The organism is Aestuariirhabdus haliotis (genome assembly GCF_023509475.1).
In the GTDB taxonomy this organism is placed as follows: Bacteria; Pseudomonadota; Gammaproteobacteria; order Pseudomonadales; family Aestuariirhabdaceae; genus Aestuariirhabdus; species Aestuariirhabdus haliotis.
On the sequence record NZ_JAKSDZ010000025.1, the window covers coordinates 24,203 to 49,992 of the forward strand.

The 25,790-nt window shown below is 53.4% G+C and carries 24 protein-coding genes; 19 read left to right on the plus strand and 5 right to left on the minus strand.

The genetic code is table 11. From position 1 onward, the window contains the following. Nucleotides 1-114 precede the first annotated feature (114 nt). Nucleotides 115-843 (plus strand): glutathione peroxidase, encoded by a 729-nt coding sequence (locus tag MIB40_RS13535; protein ID WP_249695194.1) that lies wholly within the window; start codon nucleotides 115-117, stop codon nucleotides 841-843. Nucleotides 844-980: 137 nt separating this feature from the next. Continuing rightward, a complete protein-coding gene (locus tag MIB40_RS13540; RefSeq protein WP_249695196.1) occupies nucleotides 981-1,400 on the plus strand; it encodes a CBS domain-containing protein in 420 nt (139 codons plus the stop codon). 81 nt (nucleotides 1,401-1,481) lie between these two features. Here the strand turns inward: MIB40_RS13540 and MIB40_RS13545 are convergent, their stop codons facing one another. Beyond that, on the minus strand, nucleotides 1,482-3,308 hold the full coding sequence (locus MIB40_RS13545) for a beta-ketoacyl synthase (RefSeq protein WP_249695198.1): 1,827 nt from the start codon (nucleotides 3,306-3,308) through the stop codon (nucleotides 1,482-1,484). A 145-nt stretch (nucleotides 3,309-3,453) separates the two neighbouring features. Between MIB40_RS13545 and MIB40_RS13550 the strand changes: the two genes are divergently transcribed. The 4 genes from MIB40_RS13550 (at nucleotide 3,454) to cobO (ending at nucleotide 7,068) form a co-directional block, all read left to right on the plus strand. Further along, the gene (locus MIB40_RS13550) at nucleotides 3,454-4,437 is read left to right on the plus strand and encodes a GlxA family transcriptional regulator (protein ID WP_249695199.1); all 984 of its coding nucleotides are present in this window, start codon (nucleotides 3,454-3,456) and stop codon (nucleotides 4,435-4,437) included. A gap of 239 nt (nucleotides 4,438-4,676) precedes the next feature. Further along, complete coding sequence (locus MIB40_RS13555) at nucleotides 4,677-5,768, plus strand: ATP-binding protein (protein WP_249695201.1); 1,092 nt, start codon at nucleotides 4,677-4,679, stop codon at nucleotides 5,766-5,768. 230 nt (nucleotides 5,769-5,998) lie between these two features. Then, nucleotides 5,999-6,469, plus strand: a complete 471-nt coding sequence (locus MIB40_RS13560; RefSeq protein WP_319941674.1) for a VWA domain-containing protein — start codon at nucleotides 5,999-6,001, stop codon at nucleotides 6,467-6,469. Beyond that, the gene (gene cobO, locus MIB40_RS13565; RefSeq protein ID WP_249695205.1) at nucleotides 6,466-7,068 is read left to right on the plus strand and encodes a cob(I)yrinic acid a,c-diamide adenosyltransferase; all 603 of its coding nucleotides are present in this window, start codon (nucleotides 6,466-6,468) and stop codon (nucleotides 7,066-7,068) included. The genes MIB40_RS13560 and cobO overlap by 4 nt, the downstream gene beginning before the upstream one ends. Nucleotides 7,069-7,120: 52 nt before the next feature. Here the strand turns inward: cobO and MIB40_RS13570 are convergent, their stop codons facing one another. Next, a complete protein-coding gene (locus tag MIB40_RS13570; RefSeq protein ID WP_249695207.1) occupies nucleotides 7,121-8,416 on the minus strand; it encodes a cobyrinate a,c-diamide synthase in 1,296 nt (431 codons plus the stop codon). A 93-nt stretch (nucleotides 8,417-8,509) separates the two neighbouring features. Beyond that, nucleotides 8,510-9,259, minus strand: a complete 750-nt coding sequence (locus tag MIB40_RS13575; protein WP_249695209.1) for a hypothetical protein — start codon at nucleotides 9,257-9,259, stop codon at nucleotides 8,510-8,512. 162 nt (nucleotides 9,260-9,421) lie between these two features. Here MIB40_RS13575 and MIB40_RS13580 point away from each other — a divergent pair, with 162 nt between their 5' ends. From MIB40_RS13580 to cobN, 11 genes are all read left to right on the plus strand, one after another. Further along, a complete protein-coding gene (locus MIB40_RS13580) occupies nucleotides 9,422-10,516 on the plus strand; it encodes a cobalt-precorrin-5B (C(1))-methyltransferase (RefSeq protein ID WP_249695211.1) in 1,095 nt (364 codons plus the stop codon). Beyond that, on the plus strand, nucleotides 10,513-11,280 hold the full coding sequence (locus MIB40_RS13585) for a precorrin-6A/cobalt-precorrin-6A reductase (RefSeq protein WP_249695214.1): 768 nt from the start codon (nucleotides 10,513-10,515) through the stop codon (nucleotides 11,278-11,280). Before MIB40_RS13580 ends, MIB40_RS13585 begins: the two co-directional genes overlap by 4 nt. A 187-nt stretch (nucleotides 11,281-11,467) precedes the next feature. Then, a complete protein-coding gene (locus tag MIB40_RS13590; protein WP_249695216.1) occupies nucleotides 11,468-12,403 on the plus strand; it encodes a sirohydrochlorin chelatase in 936 nt (311 codons plus the stop codon). Nucleotides 12,404-12,463: 60 nt separating this feature from the next. Then, nucleotides 12,464-13,102: a precorrin-8X methylmutase gene (locus MIB40_RS13595; protein WP_249695218.1), complete on the plus strand. Its 639-nt coding sequence runs from the start codon at nucleotides 12,464-12,466 to the stop codon at nucleotides 13,100-13,102. Beyond that, entirely contained in the window at nucleotides 13,102-14,412 is a 1,311-nt protein-coding gene (gene cbiE / locus MIB40_RS13600) for a precorrin-6y C5,15-methyltransferase (decarboxylating) subunit CbiE (RefSeq protein ID WP_249695220.1), read from the plus strand. The genes MIB40_RS13595 and cbiE overlap by 1 nt, the downstream gene beginning before the upstream one ends. Continuing rightward, a complete protein-coding gene (cobI, locus tag MIB40_RS13605) occupies nucleotides 14,405-15,136 on the plus strand; it encodes a precorrin-2 C(20)-methyltransferase (protein WP_249695221.1) in 732 nt (243 codons plus the stop codon). Before cbiE ends, cobI begins: the two co-directional genes overlap by 8 nt. After that, a complete protein-coding gene (locus MIB40_RS13610) occupies nucleotides 15,133-15,900 on the plus strand; it encodes a cobalt-precorrin 5A hydrolase (RefSeq protein WP_249695234.1) in 768 nt (255 codons plus the stop codon). The genes cobI and MIB40_RS13610 overlap by 4 nt, the downstream gene beginning before the upstream one ends. 104 nt (nucleotides 15,901-16,004) lie before the next feature. Beyond that, nucleotides 16,005-16,871: a precorrin-3B C(17)-methyltransferase gene (gene cobJ / locus MIB40_RS13615; protein ID WP_249695237.1), complete on the plus strand. Its 867-nt coding sequence runs from the start codon at nucleotides 16,005-16,007 to the stop codon at nucleotides 16,869-16,871. After that, nucleotides 16,868-17,749 (plus strand): precorrin-4 C(11)-methyltransferase, encoded by an 882-nt coding sequence (cobM, locus tag MIB40_RS13620; protein WP_249695240.1) that lies wholly within the window; start codon nucleotides 16,868-16,870, stop codon nucleotides 17,747-17,749. The genes cobJ and cobM overlap by 4 nt, the downstream gene beginning before the upstream one ends. Before the next feature lie 4 nt (nucleotides 17,750-17,753). Next, on the plus strand, nucleotides 17,754-18,830 hold the full coding sequence (gene cobW / locus MIB40_RS13625) for a cobalamin biosynthesis protein CobW (RefSeq protein ID WP_249695243.1): 1,077 nt from the start codon (nucleotides 17,754-17,756) through the stop codon (nucleotides 18,828-18,830). 1 nt (nucleotide 18,831) lies between these two features. Continuing rightward, nucleotides 18,832-22,725 carry a cobaltochelatase subunit CobN gene (gene cobN, locus MIB40_RS13630; RefSeq protein ID WP_249695245.1) on the plus strand — a complete coding sequence of 1,298 codons (3,894 nt, stop codon included), beginning with the start codon at nucleotides 18,832-18,834 and terminating at the stop codon, nucleotides 22,723-22,725. On the opposite strand, the gene MIB40_RS13635 is transcribed toward cobN, so the two are convergent. Together MIB40_RS13635 and MIB40_RS13640 are read right to left on the minus strand one after the other, a co-directional pair. Continuing rightward, on the minus strand, nucleotides 22,722-23,000 hold the full coding sequence (locus tag MIB40_RS13635; protein WP_249695249.1) for a DUF503 domain-containing protein: 279 nt from the start codon (nucleotides 22,998-23,000) through the stop codon (nucleotides 22,722-22,724). The genes cobN and MIB40_RS13635 overlap by 4 nt on opposite strands. A 57-nt stretch (nucleotides 23,001-23,057) precedes the next feature. Continuing rightward, nucleotides 23,058-23,552, minus strand: coding sequence for a DUF2244 domain-containing protein (locus MIB40_RS13640; protein WP_249695252.1), 495 nt, complete (start codon nucleotides 23,550-23,552; stop codon nucleotides 23,058-23,060). A 175-nt stretch (nucleotides 23,553-23,727) separates the two neighbouring features. Between MIB40_RS13640 and MIB40_RS13645 the strand changes: the two genes are divergently transcribed. Together MIB40_RS13645 and MIB40_RS13650 are read left to right on the plus strand one after the other, a co-directional pair. Continuing rightward, on the plus strand, nucleotides 23,728-24,435 hold the full coding sequence (locus MIB40_RS13645; protein WP_249695254.1) for an OmpA family protein: 708 nt from the start codon (nucleotides 23,728-23,730) through the stop codon (nucleotides 24,433-24,435). A 345-nt stretch (nucleotides 24,436-24,780) separates the two neighbouring features. Continuing rightward, nucleotides 24,781-25,689, plus strand: a complete 909-nt coding sequence (locus tag MIB40_RS13650; RefSeq protein WP_249695256.1) for a DMT family transporter — start codon at nucleotides 24,781-24,783, stop codon at nucleotides 25,687-25,689. Nucleotides 25,690-25,790: the final 101 nt, after the last annotated feature.

The following is a 25,790-nucleotide window of genomic DNA, read 5'->3' on the forward strand; positions in this document are numbered from 1 at the left end:
CCTCGCAGACAATTAGTTTTTATCTATTAAAGATCAATATTTATTTAATTTCACCAATACCCTTATAACCTTCATTATTAAGTCAACACAAACCAATACCCAAGAGGCATAACAATGCAGAGCAACCGCGAAGGACAAAAAATACCTCAGGCGACCTTTAACATCCGCGAAGATAATGAGTGGAAGCAGCTCAGCACCGACCAGTTGTTCAGGGGTAAGAATGTCATCCTGTTTGCTTTGCCCGGTGCCTTTACCCCCACCTGCAGCTCTACCCACTTGCCCCGCTACAACGAACTGGCCGAGGTTTTCGCCGCCAATGGAATTGACGAGATCCTCTGCCTTTCGGTCAATGACACCTTTGTCATGAATGAATGGCAAGCGATTCAACATGCCGAAAATATCCGATTCATACCCGATGGCAACGGCGAATTCAGCGAGGGTATGGGCATGCTGGTCAATAAGAACGAACTGGGCTTCGGCCAGCGCAGCTGGCGTTATTCGATGCTGGTACGGGATGGGGTCATCGAAAAGATGTTTATAGAGCCTGATCAACCGGGCGACCCTTTCGAAGTATCCGATGCCGACACCATGCTTGAATATTTGAATCCAAATGCCCAGGCACCCGAGTTTGTAACCCTGTTTACCAAACCCGGCTGCCCTCACTGCGCTCGAGCCAAAGCATTGCTGGAAGATAAAGGTTATCGCTACGAGCAAATAGAGTTGGGTGGCCAAATCACGACTCGCTCATTACGCGCCGCCACCGGCGCCGGTACCGTGCCCCAGATCTTTATCGGCGGCAAACTGATTGGCAGCGCCGATGAGCTTGAAGCGCATTTGGCGTGATTGATGCCTATTTTAGCCCGATGCAAGCCTGCACCGACCTAAGACCTTCAATCTGTCGATGGTCTAGACTGAAGGAAGGTGCAGTGCGAACCGCCTTCGCCCTGTGCGAATGCCTTTAACTGTAAGGAATATCGATTATGACAAGGCCTTCTGTACGAGTCGCCGACTACATGACCAAAAACCATAAGCCAATCGCTTGCGGAACCGATCTTGGCGTGGTGGTCGAGCGCCTGACGAAAGAACACATTACCGGCTTGCCCGTGGTTGACGACCAACACCAGGTGGTTGGCTGGGTATCGGAACAGGATTGCATTCGGGCGGTCGTCAATGAATCCTATTACTGCGACCAGAAAGCCCGGGTGAACGAAGTCATGCGCACCGAAGTGCTCTCCGTTTCGCCCGAGGACGATATCGTCGATATCGCGAGCCTGATGCTGGAACAAAAACCCAAGGTCTATCCAGTGGTTCGGGACGGTGAACTGCAGGGGCTGATCACAAGGGCAGACATCCTGCGTGCCCTCAACGAAAATGGCAAAGGTTGCTGGCATCTGTCCTGATACTTGCTGAACATTTACCCATTTTAATAAGGCCGGCTATTGCCGGCCTTATTATTACTGCAATGCGATGCTTAGACCCTGTTATTCATAGGGGTTGGGAATCTCCAGATCGACCGGTTTGCTGTAGCCCGGCACATGCAGCGCCTTACTCGAAAACTCAATATCCTCGGCGCCCAGCACCCCTTCACCAAATTGGTAGATAGGACTGAGTTCACCCTTGGAGCAGCGAACATCGTACTCGGCCTGACGCTCCCGGGTTTGTTCATTGAGCGCGGCATGGCGCTTGATCGCCTCCTTACCGTGACGTTTCAGAAGAATCTCCTGGGTGGCATGAGGAGCCAAAATAGCGCCGGTGGCATTGTTACCGCCAAAACCTTTGGAGTTCAGGAACGCCACATCAAGACCTTGCGTATCCACCGATTCGTGCTGCATCAGGAAACGCAGCTGGTCCTGGTACACGTCATCCGCAATGTGATCGATGGTCGATATACCGGGGATGACGCCGTATTGCCAGGTACCCAGAGTAGCGGCGAGTTGGTCACCGGCCGCCGCTGACAGGGAATGGCCGACATAGGACTTGATCGCCGTTACCGGCAGATTGCTGATACCGAAGACCTGGGCCGCTTCGTTTAAAATATGTGATTCGGTAATACGGTTTTGCGGCGTACCCGTGCCATGAGCCTGAACAAAGCTGCGCTGCAGCCCCTGCTCACCAACGATGGAACGGGCAACCGCCATCGCCTTGCCTACCGTAATATAGTTACCCAGCCCGGGGCCGGAGATCGATTTCTTGAAGCCATCGGCATTCACAAACACATCCGCAACCGCCCCGTAGATATTCGCCCCGAGTTCCAACGCCAACTCGTCATCGCAAATAACAAAAAACTGCGCTGATTCCGCCAGAGTAAAGCCACAGTTACCAGAAAACGGACGGCATGCCCGGCGATGATCCGCACCCTCTTCGACAGAGCGGCCATCCAGTTCACGCAGCTCCTCGTCGGTGGCCAGCGCTCCCATGTTGCCATAGCCTTCAAATACCTCCGGGACCAGGGGTGCTTCGGAATTGCCGACCAGTACGATTCTTCGACGCCCGCTGCGAATATCATCCTTGGCCTGATTGAGGTTGTAGAGAAAGGTGGCGCAGGCTCCCATATTCGTGCCGGTAGCGCCAACACTGCCCAACACGTAGGCATTGATAAAATCGGCCGGCATTTCGGCCAACCCTAACGGACATTGCTTGGACGTCACACGCTTGCCCAACAGGCGAGCCTGCAACATCCCCCCGACGCCGTTGTAATCCAGTTGTGCCATACCACTGCCGGCATAAACGGCAATTTGATCCGGGGCCACGCATTGCTTAACCCGATCCCAATCAAAACCCAGGGAAGAGATAGCGTCGGACGCGCCGTAGACGCTCATCTGCAACCCGCGAGGATGATTACGTGACTGATACAATTTGGACGGATCAAAGCCGCTGGGTAATTGTCCTGCGGCATTGATGGTGGACTGACGGGTAATCGGGACCAGCAAGGGCTGGTTGGCCTCAAGATCAATGCGCATACGCTGGTCATCGTGCTCGGTTACCGTCCAATGCTCGGGTATAGGACTACCAACCCGCTTCTTATTCACCAACAGGGAAGAACCCTGATCGGCGCCGAAAGCCTTGTGCAAAGGGATAGCCTGGGGATCGAACAGATTGTTCTCCAGCTTGCGCACCAGCGAGCCCTTTAGAAGATCGTCCGACTCAACATCCGAGCGCCCCATCACCTGTGCCAATGCACGCTTGGTCGCTTCGGCATCTGCCAGCGATAACTGATCGATGACCAAACGACGGTAAGCGTGGTGGCAAGAGGTACGACCGGCAGGACCTATGCCTCCCATACCAATGATAACGGGCAATTTAACCAAGGTATTCTCCTTAAGCGGGTGTGCAGAAAGCATCCAATTTCGACTGATCCCAGTGTAATTCTGCGCCAGCACAAGAGATTGTACTATTCAGCCATTTTATAGTACTTATAGGCCATCAAAGCCAACTGGATCACAGGATCGCTCGATGCCAAACGTTGCCATTGTTGCTGTACAGCAGATGCTGGGTACCAGTATCTCCTTGCCCATGGAGATGTTGCATGCGGCAGACAGTTACCGTCACCTGTCCCGCAGCCAACATGATCCGCTGTCGGTCCACGTCGTCAGCATGGAAGATGCCCCCATCGACATGGCTGGCGGGCTGCGCATCTTGCCCGATACCCTGCTCCATCAGGCGACGATTTATGATCTGGTTATGGTGCCCGGCCTCTGGCGTAACCCGGTACCCATTTTGCGCGAGAGCCAGCCTTTGATCGATTGGTTGGCGCTGCAACATCAAGAGGGGGCCACCCTATGCGCAGCGGGTACCGGTGTTTGCCTGCTGGCAGAAAGCGGCCTGCTCGATGGCAAGGCGGCCACTACCCACTGGTATTATTTTGAACGCTTTGCCCGCCGTTACCCAAAGGTGCATCTGCAAAAAGATCACTTTATCACCGAAGACGACCAGCTCTATTGCGCTGGCAGCGTTAACTCGGTAGCTGACCTGATGGTGCATATCATCGAGCTCTTGTACAACAAAGACATCGCCTCGCGGGTCGAGCAGCAGTTCTCCCGTGAAATTCGTAAATCCTACGACCAGATTCATTACTCCCTGCACGATGCTCGCAATCATCCTGACGAGCCAATCATTCAGGTTCAGCAATGGCTACAAGAACACTATTCACAAGAGATCAGCAGCGCCCAAATGGCCGCCCGGGCCGATATGAGCCTGCGTACCTTCAACCGCCGTTTTCGAGCCGCTACCGGGCTCAGTGCCCGGCAATATTTGCTCAGGTTGCGTATTGAGTCGGCGAAAGAACTGCTCAGGCAAAGTGACCTGGACATTCATGCGATATCGGGAACCTGCGGTTTTAACGACGATGCCTACTTCGCCCGCAGTTTTAAACGTCAGGAGCGAGTCACCCCCAGCGAATTTCGCCGTACGGTTCGCAGCAAACTATTTTCACTCTAGTCCGGCTTTCACGGCAGCATGAATCTTTCTCAACTCCGCCCTCAGTGTCCCTTCAAAAAAGATCTCGACTGGAGTACCTTAGGCGCTATAAACGTGCTGCCTGCGAATATCTCTTAACCCTTTCACCCCTACCTGTGACAGCTGATCCCCGCTTGAAACAGGAATCGACACTGAGCGGGTTTAATGAACAGAAGAAACAGCAACCGCATGATGCCCCAGGCCGGAATCCAAGCATCCCTATGACACACCACTTCCCTTTTAGCGCCATTATTGGCCAGGACAGGCTCAAATTGGCATTGCTGTTATGCAGTGTCGATCCCCGAATTGGTGGCGTATTAATTTCCGGGCCACGGGGTAGTGCCAAAAGTACCCTGGCTCGAGGCCTGGCTGATTTGTTAAATGACGAACAGCATTTCGTTAATTTACCCCTGGGCGCCAGCGAAGAACAGTTGACTGGTTCGCTAGACCTGCAACAGGTGCTCGATGACAATCGGGTCGCGTTTCAGCCGGGGTTATTGAGCAAGGCCGATGGTGGCGTGCTTTACGTTGACGAAGTCAACCTGCTTCCCGATCATCTGGTGGATTTATTGCTGGATGCGGCCGCTTCGGGGGTTAATCATGTTGAGCGTGACGGTATATCCCATCAACACAGCGCCCGATTCACCCTGATTGGCACAATGAATCCTGACGAGGGCGAACTTCGCCCACAACTACTGGACCGTTTCGGCCTGAGTGTATGTCTCGACAATCAGTACGACAGCGCCACCCGCACAAAAATTGTCCAGCAACGATTGGCCTTTGATGATGCGCCCGAGCAATTCTTGCAACAGCAACACAATGCACAACAGGCTTTGATCGAACGCATCAGGCAAGCCAAACAACAACTCAGCAGCATTGTTATTCCTGAGCCAGTACAACAAGAGATTGCCCGCCTTTGCACCGAAGCCCAGGTCGAAGGTTTACGAGCTGATCTCACTTTTTACCGTACCGCGCGCGCCTGTGCCGCTTGGCAAGGTGATACCGAAGTAACCCAACAACATATCGAAGTGGTCTCCTCACTGGTTCTACTGCACAGGCAACAGTCTGATCAGCCACTAACACCAAAAGAGGCCGCGCAAACGCCACCACAAAAGCCAGAATCCCCAGGTGATCCGTCGACTACTCCGCCAACCTCATCAAAGCATGACTCCACCAAGCCAACGGGCACAGGTGCTGAAGCAAATGAAAGCGGCGAACAAACCGATGGCGACTGGGGACAACTTCCAGCGCAACAGGTAGCTGTTGGCTATCGACGAAAACTGGATCCCGTGGCGGTAAAAAAAAAGTCCTGAATCCAGCCAACAATGCCGCGACCAGCGTTGACGGCACCATCCTCGGCCCTTTTTCTGACCACGGCATTGCTGGTACCCCATCAGCCCAACGCGCGCTTAATGAACCGCAACAGTCTCGCATCGATTGGCCGGCCACCCTGCGTCATCCTGACAACAGGCAGCGGCGTCCCCTAAACAACCTGCAAAAAAAATCGCTACGGAGTCGACGGCCTCGACTTAATCTTATTCTTATTGATGGCTCCGGCTCTACCCTGTTGGCGCACAACCTTGAACAAGCACTGGGCTTGGTCGAGGGTCTGAACAACAAGCTGTACCAAAAACGCGAACGGGTCGCGATCATTCAGTTTGCTAACCAACAGGTATCCACGCTACTGGAACCAACCCGCGCCCCCAAGAAAATACGCCCACTGCTGCGTAAGCTTTCGGCCGGCGGCGGCACTCCGCTCAGGCAAGCCGTATTGCAAGGGCTGTCACTACTCGACAACGAAGCCAGAAAAAAACCACAAGAACACCAACACCTTTACCTGATAACCGATGGGCGCAGCCGTGATGCTTTGCACGATTTGAATTGCAAGGTGGAGGTTACCCTGATTGACACTGAGTGCGGCCCCGTTCGGCTGAACAATGCCAGGGTACTGGCCCAACAGCTGAACGCCCATTATTTTTCCATCGAACAACTGAAACACTGGAGCGAACCATGAGCGATGAACTGGAACAAAAACACCAGAAAAAAATGGCCAAATTAAAAGAGGTGGTAGACGCTCGCATCGAACAGGCGCAAGAGGAACGAGGCGTTCTGATCGCGTTGAAAGGTAATGGTAAAGGCAAAAGCAGCTCGGCTTTCGGCACTATGGCCAGAGCGCTGGGCCATAAACAAAAGTGTGGAGTAGTGCAATTTATCAAGGGCCGAATAGAAACCGGCGAGCAATTATTCTTTGGTAACCATCCTGGAGTTGATTTCCATGTAATGGGTACCGGATTTACCTGGGAAACACAGAATCGTTCTCAGGATATTGAAGCCGCCGAAAACGCCTGGAAGATTGCTGAAAGCATGCTTCAGGATGCCAGCTATCAATTATTGGTGTTTGATGAACTCACTTACCTTTTCAAATACAAATACCTGGATGTTAACCGCGTAGTAACAGCGCTGCAGGCACGACCCAAACACATGAATGTTATGATTACCGGACGCACTCTGGCACGAGAAATTGCCGACATCGCAGACACCATCAGCACGGTTCAGGACGATAAACACGCGTTCCGTGCCGGTGTTAAAGCTCAACCCGGTATCGAGTGGTAATACGCAGCGGTTGATAAGCGCTGCCTTTTACCTGCCTTAACGGGCATGGCCATCAGTCTGCCGAGAAAAAACGACCGATGGCCTCGGGAGCAGATTCAAAATAGAGGTGCAGATAAGACGCCCTGACCCCTTGCTGCTGATAAAACCATTCCCCCGGCTGACCGTTCTTTTGTCGTACGGCCTGTTGCCAACGAGACAAAGACTGATCATCCATTGATGAGTGGTGAAAAGTATGGCCGCGTACACGGCCTTCGGGCCAATCAATATACTGCAGACCTAACCCCTGCAAACGTTTTTCCAGGCGAGCATCCGTATCGAGCACACCGCACATTTCGGCGGTTGTGTCTTCACAACCGAGCGTTCGTGTCAGATAGAGCATGCCACCGCACTCGGCCAATACCGGCTTACCAGAGGCACAAAAATCTCTCACCGAACGCAACATGGTGCCATTAGCGCCGAGGGTTTCAAGGTGTAACTCGGGATAACCTCCAGGTAACCAGAGTGCGTCGACTTCCGGCAGTTCGGTATCCGCCAAGGGAGAAAATTCGATCAGTTCCGCCCCCATGGCTTCAAGGCAACGCCGGTTGGCGGGATAGATAAAGCTAAAGGCAGCATCGCATGCCAGAGCGATCCGAACGCCTTCGAGTCGCTTTTCACAGCGCCAGCGCTGCTCTGGCGCCGCAAAGCTGACCGGTTCTGGCAAACTGGTAATACCCGCCTCTTCGAGCACCGCCGCCCCCTGCTCAAGCATCTGCTCCAGCTCCTCGACCTCCGAAGCCTGTACCAGGCCCAAATGTCGAGACGGAAGTTGCATGCGTTCATCACGGGGAATACCGCCAAAATAACGCATGCCTTCGGGCAAGCTGCTCTCCAGCATCTGGTTGTGATTAGCACTACCCACCCGGTTGGCCAGCACACCAGCAAACGGCAAATCTTGCTGATAATTCGCCAAGCCGTAGGCCAGCGCACCAAAGGTCTGGGCCATGGAACGGGCATCGATAACCGCCAGCACGGGCACGCCAAACTCCCTGGCCAGATCCGCGCTCGATGGTGTGCCATCGTACAACCCCATGCCACATTCAATAATGATCAAATCGCTCTGCTGTGCGGCTGAAAACAACAACTCTCGACAACGCTCGGGACCTACCATCCAAAGATCCAGACTTTCCACCGGGTTTCGTGACGCCTGCTCATGAATCATTGGATCCAGATAATCAGGCCCAGCCTTAAATACTCTCACCTTCCGACCCAGGTTCGCATGCAAACGGGCCAAAGCGGCGGTAATCGTTGTCTTGCCCTGATTGGATGCAGGCGCGGCGATCAAGATAGCGGGACAGGTAACTGACATAGGAATTCCGATGACTAAATTGGCAAACCCTGTTGGGCTTGGATGGTAAAGCCGCGAACATAACAGGCGGCTATAGGTACAGGCAAGCCGGTTTCAGAGTTTCAATTCCCATTCGCCTGAGGCTTGTTTGCAGGTCGTCACTTCAGTATCGACCAGCTTATTGCCCTGACGCTCGGCCTCAATCTTAACCAGTCGACACTCAGTTTCCTCATCTGGGACCTTGCTGACCAATGTCAGCTGGCCCTGCAGGCCCGAATCCTCATTTTGCCAGATTTGCACATCCCCCACCTTATCCTTGGTAAGCAACTTCTTACCCGCTTCATTCAGAGCCAGAATATCCTCACGAGTCAAATCATCGGTACCCAAAACTTGATTACTGAGCCCTTTGGCCACGGTAATAGGTGCCGTAAGCAGTCCGGTAAAAAAACCTGAAACGACAGCCTGAGAAGCATTTTTCCCGACATCTTCAGCACCGGACACAATCGAATCGGCACGGTCCAGCATACCGGGGATAGCTTGCCTGGTTTTTTCAATCTCGAGCATTATTGGCGGGATCGCTTCTCGCACCGCTTTGACTTCCGCCAGAATATCCGGAATCTGCCCACGAATGGCTTCGGATTCTGCAATAACCGAAGCCGTACTGCCCCGTATTTGCGCAGACTCGTCAAGAATGTCCGGCATTAGCCGGCGCACCTCTGCGACCTCTTCCGTCACCTTATGCAGGGTGCTTTCAAGATTCATTAGCTGTGAGCCAAAGTAAAATATGGAACTCGCCAACAAAGCGATACTAGCTGCCAATACTAATGTGGCGATAACCCCCATGGGGCGCTTGGATGATGCCATTAGTCCCTTCCTTATAATCTCAAAACAAGCAAAGCTGGAGCATTGTCAGGCTCCTATGCGCTAACGCATTAACCCTCGAAACACTGTAGACTCCCTTATATCACACAACCATAGGCACGACGCGACTCCTGTTAAAGTGTCGTAGTAATCACCAGAGAGACTATGCGGGAAGAAACCCCTGAAGCAAAACGTCCGCTAAGGAGTGGTTATACCACCGGTGCATGCGCCACGGTAACCGCGCTGGCCGCCGCGAGTGCACAACTGGGGGTTATTGTTGGCCATGAGCTTGAGATCAGGCTACCCAGAGGAGAGCAGGTTCGTCTGCCATTGACTCGTCAAAAAATACTCAGCGACGGACGTATGGAGGCCGCCACCATAAAAGATGCCGGGGATGATCCTGACGTAACCCATGGCGCAACCATCTACACCCGTGTACGCCTGACTGAACAGCCGGATATCAAACTACTGGCGGGTGAAGGTGTCGGCATGGTTACCCGACCGGGACTGCCGATTGCTGCCGGAGAACCCGCCATTAATCCAGTCCCCCGGCGCATGATCCACGAACACCTGCGCCAGCTGTCGGAGCAACAGGGCTACCAGGGAGGCTTCGAAGTCGAGATCAATGTGGAAAACGGAGCCCATCTGGCGACCAAAACCATGAACCCCCGGCTCGGCATTGTCGGGGGTCTCTCTATTCTTGGCACAACCGGTATCGTAAGGCCCTTTTCCTGTTCTGCTTATATCGCCAGCATTCATCAGGGTATGGATGTTGCCGCCAGCAATGGTTATGACCACATTGCCATCTGCACAGGCAGCAATAGCGAGCGCGGCATTCAACATCAGCTGGATCTGGACGAGATCGCTCTGGTTGAAATCGGTGACTTCGTTGGGGCTGCCCTGAAACATCTGCATCGTACGCCACTCAAGCGACTCAGTATCGCCGGAGGGTTCGGTAAACTCAGCAAGCTGGCCGAGGGGCATCTCGACCTGCACAGTCGGCGCAGCAGCATCGACCTGCACCGTATTGCCGAACATGCAGGCACTATTGGCGGGTCAAAACAACTGCAAAACGACATTTGCAACGCCAATAGCAGCCTGCATGCCTTGCAGCTTTGCCAACAGCACAACCTGCCGATCGCCGAGCGAATTTGTGACGTCGCTTGCCAGCAAGCGCTTCGTATCAGCCGCAGTACGGTAGCCATCGATGTCTGGGCTTTTGACCGCAACGGCGAACTACTGGGCAGCGCAACGAAATGAAAATTTTATTGCTCGGTGGTATTAACGAAGCCAAAAAGCTAGCCGGTCAATTACACCGACTGGGTCATCAGGTCACCTATTCCGTTGCCGGTCTGGTGCGACAGCCGTTTCTCGAGTGCCCGGTGATCAGTGGTGGCTTCTCCCAGTATTGCAAGAACGAACAACCTTCCAGTGACTCTTCTGGCATCGAGGGTTTAATAAGCTGGTTAGGCCAACAGGCTATCGAGCTGGTCATCGATGCCACCCACCCCTACGCCGAGCAGATCAGCAAGCATGCGGTTATCGCCTCAGACAGGCTTGGTCTGCCCTGCTGGCGCTACCAACGCCCCGCCTGGCAAAGCAGTTATGAAATGCCTTTTGACGAAGTCGCCAACTGGCATTCGCTCAGCTTCACGCTGCCTCACTACCGTCGACCACTGTTTGCCGTAGGCCAGATTCCACCAAAGCGATTGGATATAGCCGAACACCAACAATGGCTGGTACGCAGCGCCGTTCCGATTTCGCACCGACACCCCCGGTTAACGACGATTACTGCGATTGGCCCTTTCTCGATCGCCCATGAAGAACAGATGCTTCGATTACATCGAGCCGACCTGCTGATCGCCAAAAACAGCGGAGGCTCGACCATGAATAACAAACTGGCCGCCGCCAACCGGCTCAATATTCCGGTCACGCTGTTACAAAGGCCCCGTTTGAAGAGTGCCGATCGTGAATTTTCTGATCTCGAATCATTGATCAGCGCCTTGCCCAACCGAGTTTGCTAGAACAGTCACTAGAATCTGATTCAAGCTGCTATGAAAAATGATCCATCATGTAGCAACAGCCCACTGTTTGCGGCATCAAGAAGTGCTAAAATAGCCGCCTAACCGTTCATTAAACAGTCATCCACTGTCGACCCTCAGGCCAAAACATGCAGCCTTCCGGCTGGTCGTCAGCAACCAAGTGAATCCTATGACCCAATCGACCAAACCCGCCCTGCTTGTTGTAGGCCATGGCTCGCGTGATGTAGAAGCGATCGAAGAGTTCCAGCAGCTCACCCGGCACCTTCAGAAGAGCTACCCCGAAAGGCTCTGTGCGACCGGTTTTCTGGAATTTGCCCGGCCACTGATCAGTGACGGGATTGAACAACTGCGCCAACAGGGGGCACAGAAAATCACAGCCATTCCGGGTATGTTAATGGCCGCCGGCCATGCCAAAAACGATATTCCCAGCGAGCTGAATACCCTGCAAGCCGAGCACGATAATCTGGAAATTACCTATGGCCGCGACCTCGGTGTGCACCCCAAAATGATTCAGGCGGCCCAGTCCCGCATTGAAGAAGTCGAACATCAGTTCGGTGACAACTACGATCGCAAAGACACCCTGCTGGTAGTGATCGGACGAGGGGCCTCGGATGCGGATGCCAACTCCAATATTTCCAAAATTACCCGGGTACTCGAAGAAGGCATGGGTTTTGGTTGGGCGGTTACCGGCTACAGCGGTGTCACCTCCCCCCTGATTGGTGATGCTCTGGCTCGCAGTCATCGACTGGGCTTCAAGCAAGTTATTGTGTTCCCCTATTTTCTCTTTACCGGCCGCCTGGTAAAAATGATCTACCGAGTCACCGATGAATACCAGCAACAACACCCGGACATCAAAGTTGTTAAGGCACCCTACTTGAACGACCACCCACTGGTGCTGGAAACCTTTATCGAGCGTATGCAGGAAACAGAACAGGGTACCGGCAATATGAATTGCCAGATGTGCCAATATCGGGTACAGATTATCGGTTCCGAGCACAAAGTCGGTCAGCCCCAGGAAGGACACCACCACCATGTCCGTGGTGCTGGCACCGACCATGACCACCACCATGATCATAGCCACCACCATCATAGTCACGACCACTGATCCGGACAGTGGCGAGATATTAATACTGAAATACCTATAGCCAATGGCGACAGCAATCCCATGTACGACTATTTAAAAGATCCCATCGCTATCGAACGTGAATCCTTTCGTCAAATTCGCGAGCTGAGTGATCTGTCCGGATTTTCCGAGGATGAGTCACAAGTAGCCATGCGGTTGGTCCACACCTGCGGCGACCCTGCTGTACTGGATAGCTTTCGAATTTCCAGTCAAGCCACTGAAAAAGGTCTACAGGCGCTGGCTGGTAACGCGCCTATATTGTGCGATGTTGAAATGGTGCGCCACGGCTTAACTCGACGTTATATTAACAATCCTACCCATTGTTTTCTCAATCTGGATGGTATCGGAGAACGCGCCAAAGCCCTTGGCGAAACCCGAACCATGGCGGCTCTGGAGCATTGGGTCCGCTTGATGGACGGTGCGATTGTGGTGATTGGCAATGCCCCTACGGCCCTGTTTCGATTACTGGAGATGCTCGCCGCCGGTGAAGCCAAACCCGCACTGATTATTGGCATGCCCGTCGGCTTTGTTGGCGCCAGCGAATCCAAACAGGCGTTGTGGGAAGCGCAGCACTGGCTTGATATTGGCACCATCACATTATTGGGCCGCCGAGGCGGTAGCGCGCTGGCCGTATCGGCCCTCAACGCACTGGCCAGAATCCAGGTCGGAGAGCGTTACTGATGACTGTCAGCAGGACAATCGACTGGACCGGCCCACCACTAACGGTGATCGGTATTGGTGCCGAAGCCTCCACGCAGATGACACCCGAAGCCGAGCATGCTCTCCACAATGCAGAGCTGGTGATCGGCTCTCAGCGCCATCTGGATAGCGCTGGTCCATTAAGTCCAAACACCCAAACTCTTCACTACCCATCGCCGCTTAGTGAACTACACAATGTACTCGATCAACATAAGCAACAAAGCGTCGTATTGCTGGCCTCAGGAGACCCATTGCTGTTTGGCATCGGAGGTTTTCTTTCACGAATATTGAACAGCCGGCAGCTGCGCTTTATCCCCGCCTTATCAAGCATCCAGCTGGCCTTCGCACGTCTGGGTATTTCCTGGCAGACAGCATCGGTGGTCAGCCTGCATGGCCGGCCATTACAACGGCTGCGCAGCGCACTGGCTAACCGCCGTACACTGGCACTGTTAACCGACCATCAAAGTCAGCCACAAGATATTGCCCGGGAATTACATGCGGCGAACCTTCGACAATCTACCCTCTGGGTTTGTGAAGCACTGGGGAGCGAACAAGAGCGTGTGCGGCAGTTCAGTATTCCGGAGTTGTTGGATAAAAACCTCAACACCTCTTTCCACCCCTTGCATGTCACTCTGGTAAAAACCCTGGGTATGGGCAACGTTCAACCGGAATTTCCCGGTATTGATGACCGCCAGTTTGCCACCGGCGAAGCTCCGGGTCAGGGCATGATCAGTAAACGCGAGGTGCGATTAAGCGCATTAAGCCTGCTACAACCTTGCGCTCAGGATATTGGTTGGGATGTCGGTGCCGGTTGCGGCGCCCTGGCGGTCGAATGGGCACGCTGGAATCCTTTAGGGCAAGTCTATGCGATAGAAAAGCATCCAATAAGGGCCGAGTTCATAGAACAGAATCGTGACCAGTTTGGGGTGGATGCCAACCTTCGAGTGGTCCAGGGCCCTGCACCCAATGCCCTGCATTCGTTGCCGAATCCCGATGCGGTATTTATCGGCGGCAGCGACGGGCAGCTCGATCATTTATTGCATTATTGCTGGCAACAGCTGCAACCAGGCGGACGTCTGGTGGCCAGCGCCGTCACCGAACAAAGCCGTGCCACATTACTTGCCTTTTCCACCACGGATGCCATGAACGGCATTGATTGCCACTGGACCCAAATTCAGGTTTCTCGGGGTGACACACTGGGTAATCAGCTGTTACTCAGGCCCAAAGCCCAAGTGTTATTACTACAGGTGCGCAAACCCTTTTATGGCACCGAAGGCACCGGGCATGACTAAGGTTCGAGGAACCTTTTGGGGTGTAGGCGTGGGCCCGGGTGCTCCCGACTTGCTCACTTTGCGAGCCGTTCGAGCCATCGCTTCGGCCGACCTGCTGATATATATTCAGAACCCGCGAGGCTTCTCACTGGGCCGTCATATTGCACGGGAAGCATTGGCGTTACCGGAACGGAACCCGAATCAAGCCGAGTTGCCGATCGTCCTTAACATGAGTAAGGATCGCACTCTGATTAACGAGCAATACGATCAAGCAGCGGACACCATCAGCCAGCACCTTAGCCAAAACCTGACGGCGGTGTTTCTTTGTGAGGGAGACCCCCTGTTTTTTGGCTCTTTTATCTATTTGCAAAACCGCCTGCAAAAAAAGCACCGTTGTCGTGTTGTACCCGGTATCACATCGATCAACGCTGCCAGTGCGGAAACCGGAATCCCCCTAACCTTAATCGATGAAAGCCTGGCTGTGCTCAGCTCACGCTCCAGTGATAATGAGATTGAACAGGCTCTGCAACAATTTCATAGCCTGGCCCTGTTAAAAGCCGGCCCCCATCTTCCCCGGCTACTTGAGCTTCTGGAAAAAAAGGGTCGCTTAGCTGATGGCGTCTATCTGGAACGTATTGGCCATGACGACCAACATATCGAATACGACCTGACAAAACTGCAGGGCCACATCGGCCCCTACTTCTCTCTTCTACTAGTGACTCGGCAGGAGCGTCCACTGCGATGAAAGGGTCAATCTGCATCTTCAGTTTAACCGATAAAGGGCTTCAGCTGGGCGAACGCCTGGCGCAACAGTTATCGGGCGCCCGACACCTGCATCGGCCGGAAAATTTCACACAACAGGTGCAAACATGCTTTCAACAGGGTGATCGCCTGATACTGGTTTGCGCTACGGGCATTGCGGTTCGCACCCTGGCTCCTGTGCTTGACAACAAACACGATGACCCGGCTGTGCTGGTCATGGACGAAACGGCGCGTTGGGTGATTCCCCTGTTGTCCGGCCATGAAGGCGGTGCTAACGAATGGGGTCGTCAGATAGCAGAAATACTCGGGGCACAATTGGTATGCACCACAGCCAACAGCTATCAGCACCCAAAATACGTATTAGGCATTGGCTGTGACCGAGGTTGCCCAGAAGCAATGATTGAAACGCTGGTTCAGGAGACTCTCTCATCACATCAAATTCAACTCTCTGATGTGAGCTCAGTAGCCAGCATTGATCTAAAAGCCGATGAGGTGGGTTTACTGTCCTTCTGCCACAACCATCAATTGCCCTTCGTCCACTTCTCTTCGCCGCAGTTACGCACCGTAGAGGATCAGTTAAGCGAACGCTCCGAAATCGTTTTTCGTGAGGTCGGATGTTACGGCGTTGCCGAAGCCGCCGCGTTATTACAAGCGAGTCGGTTAACTGGTCGCTCATCCGAACTGTTTATCACCAAGCAAAAAAACCAACGAGCCACCTGCGCCCTGGCGCGCAGTTATGAAATATAAATGGGTTGATACCAAGTGCGAACATTCTCGCAAAGCTCTAGCGCCCAAACTAACACAAACCATAAACGCACCTTTTTACCCTATAAACGGCCGACACAACACCTATGACCAACCCTGTAACAACAATTGGCTCCTCCAAGGAATCTTCCTCGACCGAAAAACCCTCACGACTCTACCTGGTAGGTATCGGTCCAGGTGATCACGCTTACCTGGCACCGGCGGCAAAACAAGCTCTGGCCGATGCCAGTGATTGGGTTGCCTACCAACTGTATCTGGATCTGCTGGCTGAGCTGGGAACCGACAAGAAACACCATGACCTTCCACTCGGCGCCGAAATCGAACGGGCTCGATTAGCGCTCGAGCTGACATTACGAGGTAACACCACGGCATTAATTTCCAGTGGTGATATCGGTATCTATGCCATGGCTACGCTGGTATTTGAACTGCTCGATTCGGAATTTTGCCCGCAGGCACAGCGGATAGAAATTGAAGTGGTTCCCGGTATATCTGCGGTACAAATGGCCGCCGCACGCGCGGGTGCACCTTTGGGCCATGACTTTTGCACCATCTCGCTGTCCGACCTGTTGACCCCCTGGGAAACCATAGAAACCCGTTTGCATGCCGCAGGTCAGGGTGATTTTGTTACGGCTTTTTATAATCCGGTCTCCCGTCAACGGGACTGGCAATTGGCCCATGCGCAAAGTGTTTTGCTCCAATACCGCCCAACCAACACCCCGGTGGTCATTGCTCGCAATCTGGGTCGTGACGACGAAACCGTTACCATCACAACGTTGCAGGAGCTCGACCCCTCCCGAGTTGATATGTTGACACTGGTACTGGTCGGTAATAGCGAAAGCCGGTTATTAGAGGGTGGCCGCTGGGTTTACACCCCGAGGGGCTACCGTAAAAAATTGTCAGCAAATACGGCCAGTAGCAAGCAAACGGAAAACCAAGAGGAGAACTGTTTGTGAGTGTCTATTTTATTGGCGCGGGCCCCGGCGATCCCGAACTGATCACAATAAAAGCTCAACGTCTGATCCAGCAATGTCCGGTTATTCTCTATGCCGGCTCATTAGTTCCGGTAGAAATTCTTCGTGAAGTGCGAACCGATGCCACCGTCATCGACACGGCGCCCCTGAACCTGGACGAAATCATCGATTTGATTGAAAACGCCCACCAACGAGGCCATGATGTCGCCCGAGTTCATTCCGGTGACCCTTCGATCTATGGCGCCATAGGTGAGCAAATTCGCCGTTTGCAGGGTATGAAGATTCCCTACGAGATCGTACCCGGGGTCACTTCCACCAGTGCCTCTGCAGCAGCACTGGGTAATGAGCTAACCCTGTCGGGCGTTTCCCAGACGGTGATTCTGACTCGTTATGCCGGCAAAACACCGATGCCGGAGCAAGAATCCCTTAGCGAACTGGCTCGCCATCGCGCCACATTGGCCATTCACCTTGGCATAACCCGAATCCACAAGATTGTCGACGAGCTACTACCTCATTACGGTCAAGACTGCCCGGTGGCGGTGTGCTATCGAACTGGCTGGCCCGAACAACAGTTGATTCGTGGCACCCTGGCTGACATCGTTGCCAAAGTGCGCAACGCAGGTATCAGCCGTACCGCTCTGATTCTGGTTGGAAATGTGTTAAATCCTCACCAATTCGACGATTCCTGGCTTTACAGCGAGCAACAGGCCCACGTTTACCGACCCAAGGTAAAACCAGCGACACCAAGACAGGTAAAGCGTGACGCAACAACAAACAGCCTCAACACAGACACTACCAACACAACTACCACCGGTCCGACCGGATCCACTCCCTCTTCCTTACCAACAGATACCCAATAAGATTATGAACCTGAACAAAATACCCGCCACCATCGTTACCGGTTTTCTCGGCAGCGGTAAAACGACCCTGCTCTCCAACATTCTGCGCCAGGCCAATGGCAAACGCATTGCGGTTATCGTCAATGAATTCGGCGCACTCGACATTGATGCTGACCTGTTACGGAACTGTCCGCTCGATTGCGACGACGAGCAAGAAGCAAACAATGCTAGCGATAATGGTGTATATGAGCTCGCCAACGGCTGCATTTGCTGCACGGTTGAGGAGGAATTTCTTCCTGTTATGGAAACCCTGGTGGAACGACGCGACCAGATTGATCATATTCTGATTGAAACCAGCGGACTGGCACTGCCCAAGCCCCTGGTGCAGGCTTTCAACTGGCCACAGATAAAAATGCATTGCACGGTCGATGCGGTCATCACCCTAATCGATGGCCCTGCCTTGGTCGACGGCCGTATTGCCGACGACCCTGATCGAGTTAACGCCCTGCGTCTGGCGGATGAAAACCTCGATCACGACCCCAGTTTACAGGAGCTGCTGGATGACCAGTTGCATTCCGCGGACCTGGTACTGATCAGCAAGCAAGATCTGTTACAACCCAACCAGCTTGAGTCGTTGCAACAGGCGTTGAACGCTCGTATTGGCGACGGCGTACGTTGTCATCCGATGCAAAACGGTGAAGTGGAACAGTCGCTGATTCTTGGGCTGGAATCCCAATCGGAAGCACAGATCGAACACAAACATACTCATCACGATCACCATCATGCAGAGGGCCAGGATCACCAGCATGCTCATGATCATTTCGACTCCATCAGCCTGTCCCTGGGTGAGGTCAACAGTGACCGCTTGCTGGAAGAGCTGGAAGCTTTGGTTTCAGCATACCCGATCTACAGAGCCAAAGGCTTTCTTGCCCTTCCCGGTAAACCCATGCGGCAGGTGATACAAGGCGTCGGCCAACGCTTCGACCGCTATTTTGATCGTCCCTGGCAGTCGGATGAAGAACGTCGTAGCCGTATTGTTCTTATCGGGAAAGGTCTGGATACGAAACAGATTGAGCAACGTTTGCAGGCATTAGAGGCCTGACATGCACCTGCTGGCGGCCAAACCGGGAGGGTTTTCCGACGATGAAGGCATCATAGATCTGCAACAGGATCCGGCCGAGCTGGTGATTCTGTCCGCCCAGGATAGCTCACTGGCTCTTTTAGCCGAGACAGCAGAAAGGTTACCCGAATCCTATCCGGAATTGCGTCTCGCCAACCTCAGCTACCTGTCCAAGCCTGCGGCCTATGACCTCTATTCGCACCGGGTGATCGAGCAGGCTCGCGTGGTCGTAGTGTCTTTGCTGGGCGGTCGAGGCTACTGGCATTACCAGCTCGAACAACTCGAACAACGCGTCGCCGAAACCGGCTTGACCCTGATCGCTGTGCCGGGTGACGACCAAGCCGACCCGGATCTGGAACGCGTCTCTAATGTGTCTTCCGATCTGTATCACAATGTCTGGCGCTTTCTTCGCGAAGGTGGCCCGGAAAACAGCGATAATTTTTACAAACTGTTGGGTGACAAGTTTTTCGACCTGCCACTGAGCTGGAATCCGCCCAGGATATTGCCTAGAGGGTTGATTTATCACCCGGCGCAGCTTCATGCCACGTTAAAAGACTGGCAAGCCCAATGGATCCCCGATCAACCCATCGTATTACTGCTTTTTTATCGCTCCCATATCCAAAGCGGAAATACCCAGGCCTTCGATCAGCTGATAGAAGAAATATGCTCACAATCGTTAAACCCTCTGCCGCTCGCGGTGGCGTCGCTCAAAGAAGACGAGTGCCTGGCACTGGTGAACCACCTTTGTCAGCAGAATGAAATCGCGGTAATTATCAACACCACCGGCTTCTCCTTGAATAATCAGGGCAACGCAGCACTAAGCTCACAGCCGATGACAGAGACAGTGGCTATCGAGAGCGATGCGCCAATATTGCAGGCTATTCTTGCCGGCAATAGTGAAGAGGACTGGCAACAACAAAGTCAGGGCTTACGCCCCACAGACATCGCCATGAACATCGCATTACCGGAGATGGACGGCCGTATCATCACCCGGGCGATCAGCTTTAAAGAGATTGCACCACGCAACCAGCGCTGTCAGATTGATCCGGTGCATTATCGACTGCACCTGGAACGCGCGGCTTTTGTAGTCAATCTGGCGCAGCGTTGGGCACGGCTGGCACAAACCCCAAACAGCAATAAGCGCATTGCCTTGGTGCTGGCCAATTACCCCACCAAAGATGGCCGCATCGGCAACGGCGTGGGATTGGATACACCCAACTCTACCATAAACATTCTTCACGCCATGCGAGACCATAGCTACAACGTCGACAACATTCCCGACGATGGCACCGCCCTGGTTGAGACATTACTGCAATGGGTCACCAACGATACCGACAGATTAGCCCTGCGCCCCTGTCAGCAGAGTCTCAGTATCGAGCGCTATAAAACCTGTTTCTCCCAATTACCAGCATCCTGCCAAGAGGCGGTGACGGAACGCTGGGGGAACCCTGAGCAGGACCCAAAGGCCCGTCAGGGACGAATTATGGTCGCCGGCATCAGACTCGGTGCGACTTTTGTCGGTATCCAACCCGCTCGTGGTTATCAAATGGATATCGCAGCCAATTACCATGATCCCGACCTGGTACCGCCCCACAGCTACCTGGCCTTCTATTTCTGGCTGCGCCATGAGTACGGCATCGACGCCATTGCCCATATCGGTAAACACGGAAACCTGGAATGGCTTCCCGGCAAGGGCACCGCCCTGTCTGGTCAGTGCTGGCCGGATATCGCGTTGGGTCCACTGCCCCATATCTACCCTTTTATCGTCAATGACCCCGGTGAGGGGGCCCAAGCCAAACGCCGGACGCAAGCGGTTATCATCGACCACCTGATGCCCCCATTGGCGCGAGCCGACAGCTACGGCGATATGGCAGAACTCGAATTGCTGGTCGATGAGCTCTACCAGGCCATGGGCGTCGATAGTGCTCGGGAAAAGCACCTGCGCAACAAGATTGTGGACAAGCTGTGCAGTTCCCATGTGCTGGAGGAGCTGCCCTGCAGCCAACAACAGGCCCAGCACTCGACGAATACTACACAGGGCATTAGCGAAGAGCAGATCCTTAATGAGCTGGATGCTTATTTGTGCGACCTGAAGGAAGCACAAATTCGTAACGGACTGCATCTGTTTGGCTACGGAACCGAGGGTTTGCAACGCAGCGAAACCCTGGTTGCCCTCACCCGGCTGCCCCGTGGCGACAGCCCTGAGGATCAAAGTCTGCTTGTCTGTCTGGCCGATGACCTTAAACTAGGCGATAGCCAACCTGGCTTTGATCCCCTGTCTCCGCTTGCTGCCACGCCTTGGCATGGAAGCAGGCCGGAGCGGCTAGCGATCATCAGTGGTGATGCCTGGCGCACCGAGGCTGACACAAGGGAACGGCTCGAACAGCTTGCACTTGAGCTTATCGAACGACATTTTGGCCAACCAGCCCTGCCGCTAACAAAACTGGCAGAGGAAAACCTTCCTCTTACAGCGCAGCTGTTCCAGCACATTCAACAGGCAATTCTGCCGGCCTTCGACGGCAGTCCCGATAATGAACTGCGTCAGTTTATCAACGCTCTCGATGGGAAATTTGTACCTCCCGGCCCCAGCGGCGCCCCCAGCCGAGGCCGTCTCGATGTGCTCCCCACGGGCCGCAATTTTTATTCCGTTGATAGTCGTTCCATACCGACTCCTGCAGCCTGGGAACTGGCCCAACGCAGCGCTGACCAGCTGCTGATGCGCCACCTGCAAGACCATGGTGAGTATCCTAAAACCATCGGCTTGTCGGTATGGGGCACAGCCACCATGCGCACCGGCGGTGATGACATCGCCCAGGCCATGGCGTTGATGGGCGTACGCCCTCGCTGGGCTGCAGGGTCGAACCGCTTGAACGGTTTTGAAATCATTCCAGCCTTTCACCTCGGGCGCCCTCGCATCGACGTCACCCTGCGGATTTCGGGTTTCTTTCGTGACGCCTTCCCGAATGTGATTCGTCTGTTTGACGCTGCCGTACAGGCCCTGGCCGAGCATGAGGAATCCGGAGACAATAACCCAATCCGGCAACAAAGCCTTCAGGAAGAAGCCATGCTGTGCCAGCAAGGACTCACCCCGGATCAAGCCAGACAACAAAGCCGCTGGCGCATATTTGGCTCCAAGCCCGGCGCCTATGGTGCTGGCCTACAGGGGCTGATTGACGAGCGTTGCTGGGAAAGCGAGAGCGATCTGGCCAGTGCCTATATCAACTGGGGAGGTTATGCCTACGGTCAAAGTGACAGCGGCACCCAGGCATTTGCCGCCTTTGAGCATCGCCTGTCGGGGCTGCAGGTCGTGATGCACAACCAGGACAATCGCGAGCATGACCTGCTGGATTCTGATGATTATTATCAGTTCCAGGGTGGCATGAGTAACGCCGTTCGGGTGCTCTCCCCTGAAGCGCCAGCTATCTATCACAATGATCATTCCAATCCGGCTCAGCCCGTGACCCGAACTCTCAATGAGGAGCTAAACCGGGTGATCCGCTCCCGGGTACTGAACCCTAAATGGATTGAGGCGATGCGTCAGCACGGTTACAAAGGCGGCTTCGAGATGGCTGCGACGATAGACTATCTATTTGCCTACGACGCCACGACCGATCTGATCGCAGATTACCAATACGCCGAGGTTACCAAGCGTTTGCTATTGGATGCAGACAACCGGGCATTTCTTGAGCAATACAACCCGAATGCGTTAAAAGAGATGGGAGAACGTATGTTGGAGGCGGTGCAACGTGGATTGTGGCAGGAGCCTGGCGACCATCAGCAGGCCTTGATCGATCTGCTACTGGAGCTGGATCAATCGGAAGAGCTATCGCTTGGGACCCAGCCACACAAGCCACACCAGGATAACAGCGCCACTTAGAGCCATTCCAGCTGCTGATTACAGAGCACCGCGTCATAATCCTGAAGACCGTTTAAGACCTGCTCCATACGCTGCATGACTTGAGCTCGAGTCGACCCCAGAATCAAGACGGTCCATTGCGCCTGTTGATGGAGGTCTGCCTTATCCGATTCGGCGACCGCTAACTGGGACTGCTTACCCACACGATCACGCAGACCTCCTAATCGCTGGCGTTTTTCCTTTAGCGAACGACAGCCAGGTAAGTGAAAATCAAGAACCAGAACGGCAATTTGCACGATCCCCCTCCAGACTCTCCCTATTTGGCTCTCGGTCATAGCCGTCATTTCCCATCTTTAGACCCTTGACTGTATGTCTATTGGCAAGCCCTGCTGACGCAAGCGGTCGCGCAGTAATGCGATCTCCGGTTGGTTCAGAAACTCCCCCACCGGGGTCATTTTATCCATGGCGCGAAGATAGAGACGGTCGCTGCCCAAAGGATGGGAAGCCTGCTCCACGCATACCCGGGTCCATTGCCGTGGTAGATCTAATGCCTCTTCCGCATACAGGTGCCCCTTCTCCACCACTAACTGGGACTTACCTATTCGAATTAACTGCTGGCGTGTACTGGCGCGGCTGGCCAAAAAGAAGCATACCGCTAATGCCACAATCTCCAGACCGACAAAAAGCAACACCCAGGGCGCACCGAGCATCATAAACCCGAAAGCAATGAATAGCCCTGCGACACTGATACCAGCCAGCACGCAAAGGTTGATCCGCCAACTGGCGGACTGGTTAGCCCTTAGCAGTATCTGAACTTCATTGGTTGGGGTGACCTGTGTGGCAACCATAGCTGGACTCCGAAGAGTGGGTTCACCGTCTTAGTATAGATGCCATTTTTGATCACAATCTGCCCCTATCTTGCCCGATTTATGCCATGGGTGAGCCCTAATGCCTTGGTTTAATAAACCTGAACTTAATCAACAGCGGCCCACAACCCGGGCCAATCAAGCAAGGGGAAACACCATGAAAAAAGCCATCGTACTAAGTAGCCTGCTGCTGACCGCCACCCTTCCGTCATTGACAATGGCTGAGGAAAGCAGCCGTGAGGGAATCATTGGAATAGGTAGCGGAGCCCTTATTGGCGGCCTGGTTGCCGGCCCGTTTGGAGTCGTCATTGGCTCAGGAATAGGCCATGCGCTGGGAGAAAGCGTTAATGAAGCGGAACAGGCCGAAACCAAAGAGATCTTGCTAGGAGAAGCGCAAGCCGAGTTACAAGCACTTCGACAGCAGCTTGCCGACAGTCAACAGAAGAACCGTACGCTGGAAATCGCAAACGCCACCTATGAAAGCCGACTGCAATTCGAAGGCTTGCAACTGGAAGTTATGTTCCAAACTGCTGCAACTGACATCTTACCGGCTACTCGCCAACGGCTGTCCGAGCTAGCCCAGTTTCTGAAAGACAACCCGGCGGTGAATGTTCAACTGGATGGTTATGCCGATGAACGTGGGGGTGAGGCTTATAACCACTCGTTATCGCTTCAACGCACCAACAGTATTGAGGACTACCTGATCGACCATGGTATAGACCCGGCGCGCATTCATAGCCGCGCTCATGGCAAGCAACTGTCACAAAGTTCCGGCGGTAATCCGGACCTGCAAGCCCTGGATCGTCGCGTAAGCATTGAACTCAGTGTTACGCCTCAAGGGTCGCCGGTTGCCAGCCGTAAATAGGCGCAAGACCTCATTCACAAATCATCAGCAACAAGGAGGACCCTAAATCCTGCCTTAGCCCTTGGCGCCAAACGGACTTGGCGCCTTTTTTATGTACAGGATGTACGGTATAGCACGATAGCCAGGGATGGCGGTAGTGCCCAACAGGCGTCATAAGACGCCTCCCCTCTTATTCCGGACAATGATCGCAACTTTACACACAGACAATCCATTAACCCGGAAACGAGTATCCTGACCAAACATTAATCCCACGAATAACCTTACCTCGATTGAGATCTCAGGCTAGGCTAGGATCATCATATCGACACAACATCCATTTCCACGCTTGGACCAAGGACCAGACATATGCCCTCACAGCAACGCGCCTATCTCTATGGCTTGGGTGCTGTTCTTTTGTGGTCAACGGTGGCGACCGCTTTTAAATTGAGTCTACGTTATCTCGACACTCTGCAATTATTGTTTTACGCCTGTATTAGCTCCATTGTGCTGATACTGGGAATTCTGGGTCTGCAGAAAAAATTATGCTACATCTGGCCTCAGGCAAAAGCAGGTTACAAAACCTATTTACTGCTCGGTTTCCTTAACCCATTTGCCTACTACCTGATTCTTTTTCAGGCCTACGATCTGTTACCTGCCCAACAAGCCCAACCGTTGAATTATACCTGGGGAATCACTCTGGCCTTGCTGTCGATCCCCCTGCTCGGTCAACGAATCAGTCGTTGGGAAATTTTTGCGTGCCTTATCAGTTATCTGGGTGTAGTTATTATTGCGACAAAAGGTGATCTGGCGGGATTGCACTTTGAAAACCCTTTAGGCGTTAGCCTGGCACTGATTAGCACTATCATCTGGGCGCTTTACTGGATACTCAACACAAAAAGCCCACATGATCCAACTATCGGCCTATTGCTATGTTTCTGTTTCAGCTTGCCATTTATCACAATAACGGTCCTGACTTTTTCAAGCCTTATCGTTGCCGATTGGCGCGGACTGGCAGGCGCTTTCTATGTTGGTGCTTTTGAAATGGGATTTGCGTTCGTGTTATGGATTGGCGCTATGAAAACTGCTACCAACACTGCCAAAATAAGCAATCTGATCTTTCTATCCCCCTTCCTGTCACTCTACTTTATTGCGACTTTTGTAGGCGAGCAGATCCACAATGCAACTTATATTGGTTTAGGGTTTATATTGGCGGGCGTTTTCCTGCAATCGCAGTTGGGTAAACAATCACCCAAGAAAATACACCGCAATAATTAAGGCACCTTTGATTAATTCGGATAGATCTCTGCGGATCCTAAAATGGTTTTTATCAAGGCGAAGCTCGCCGTTCATGTCGAGACCTGAACAAGGGCTTCAAC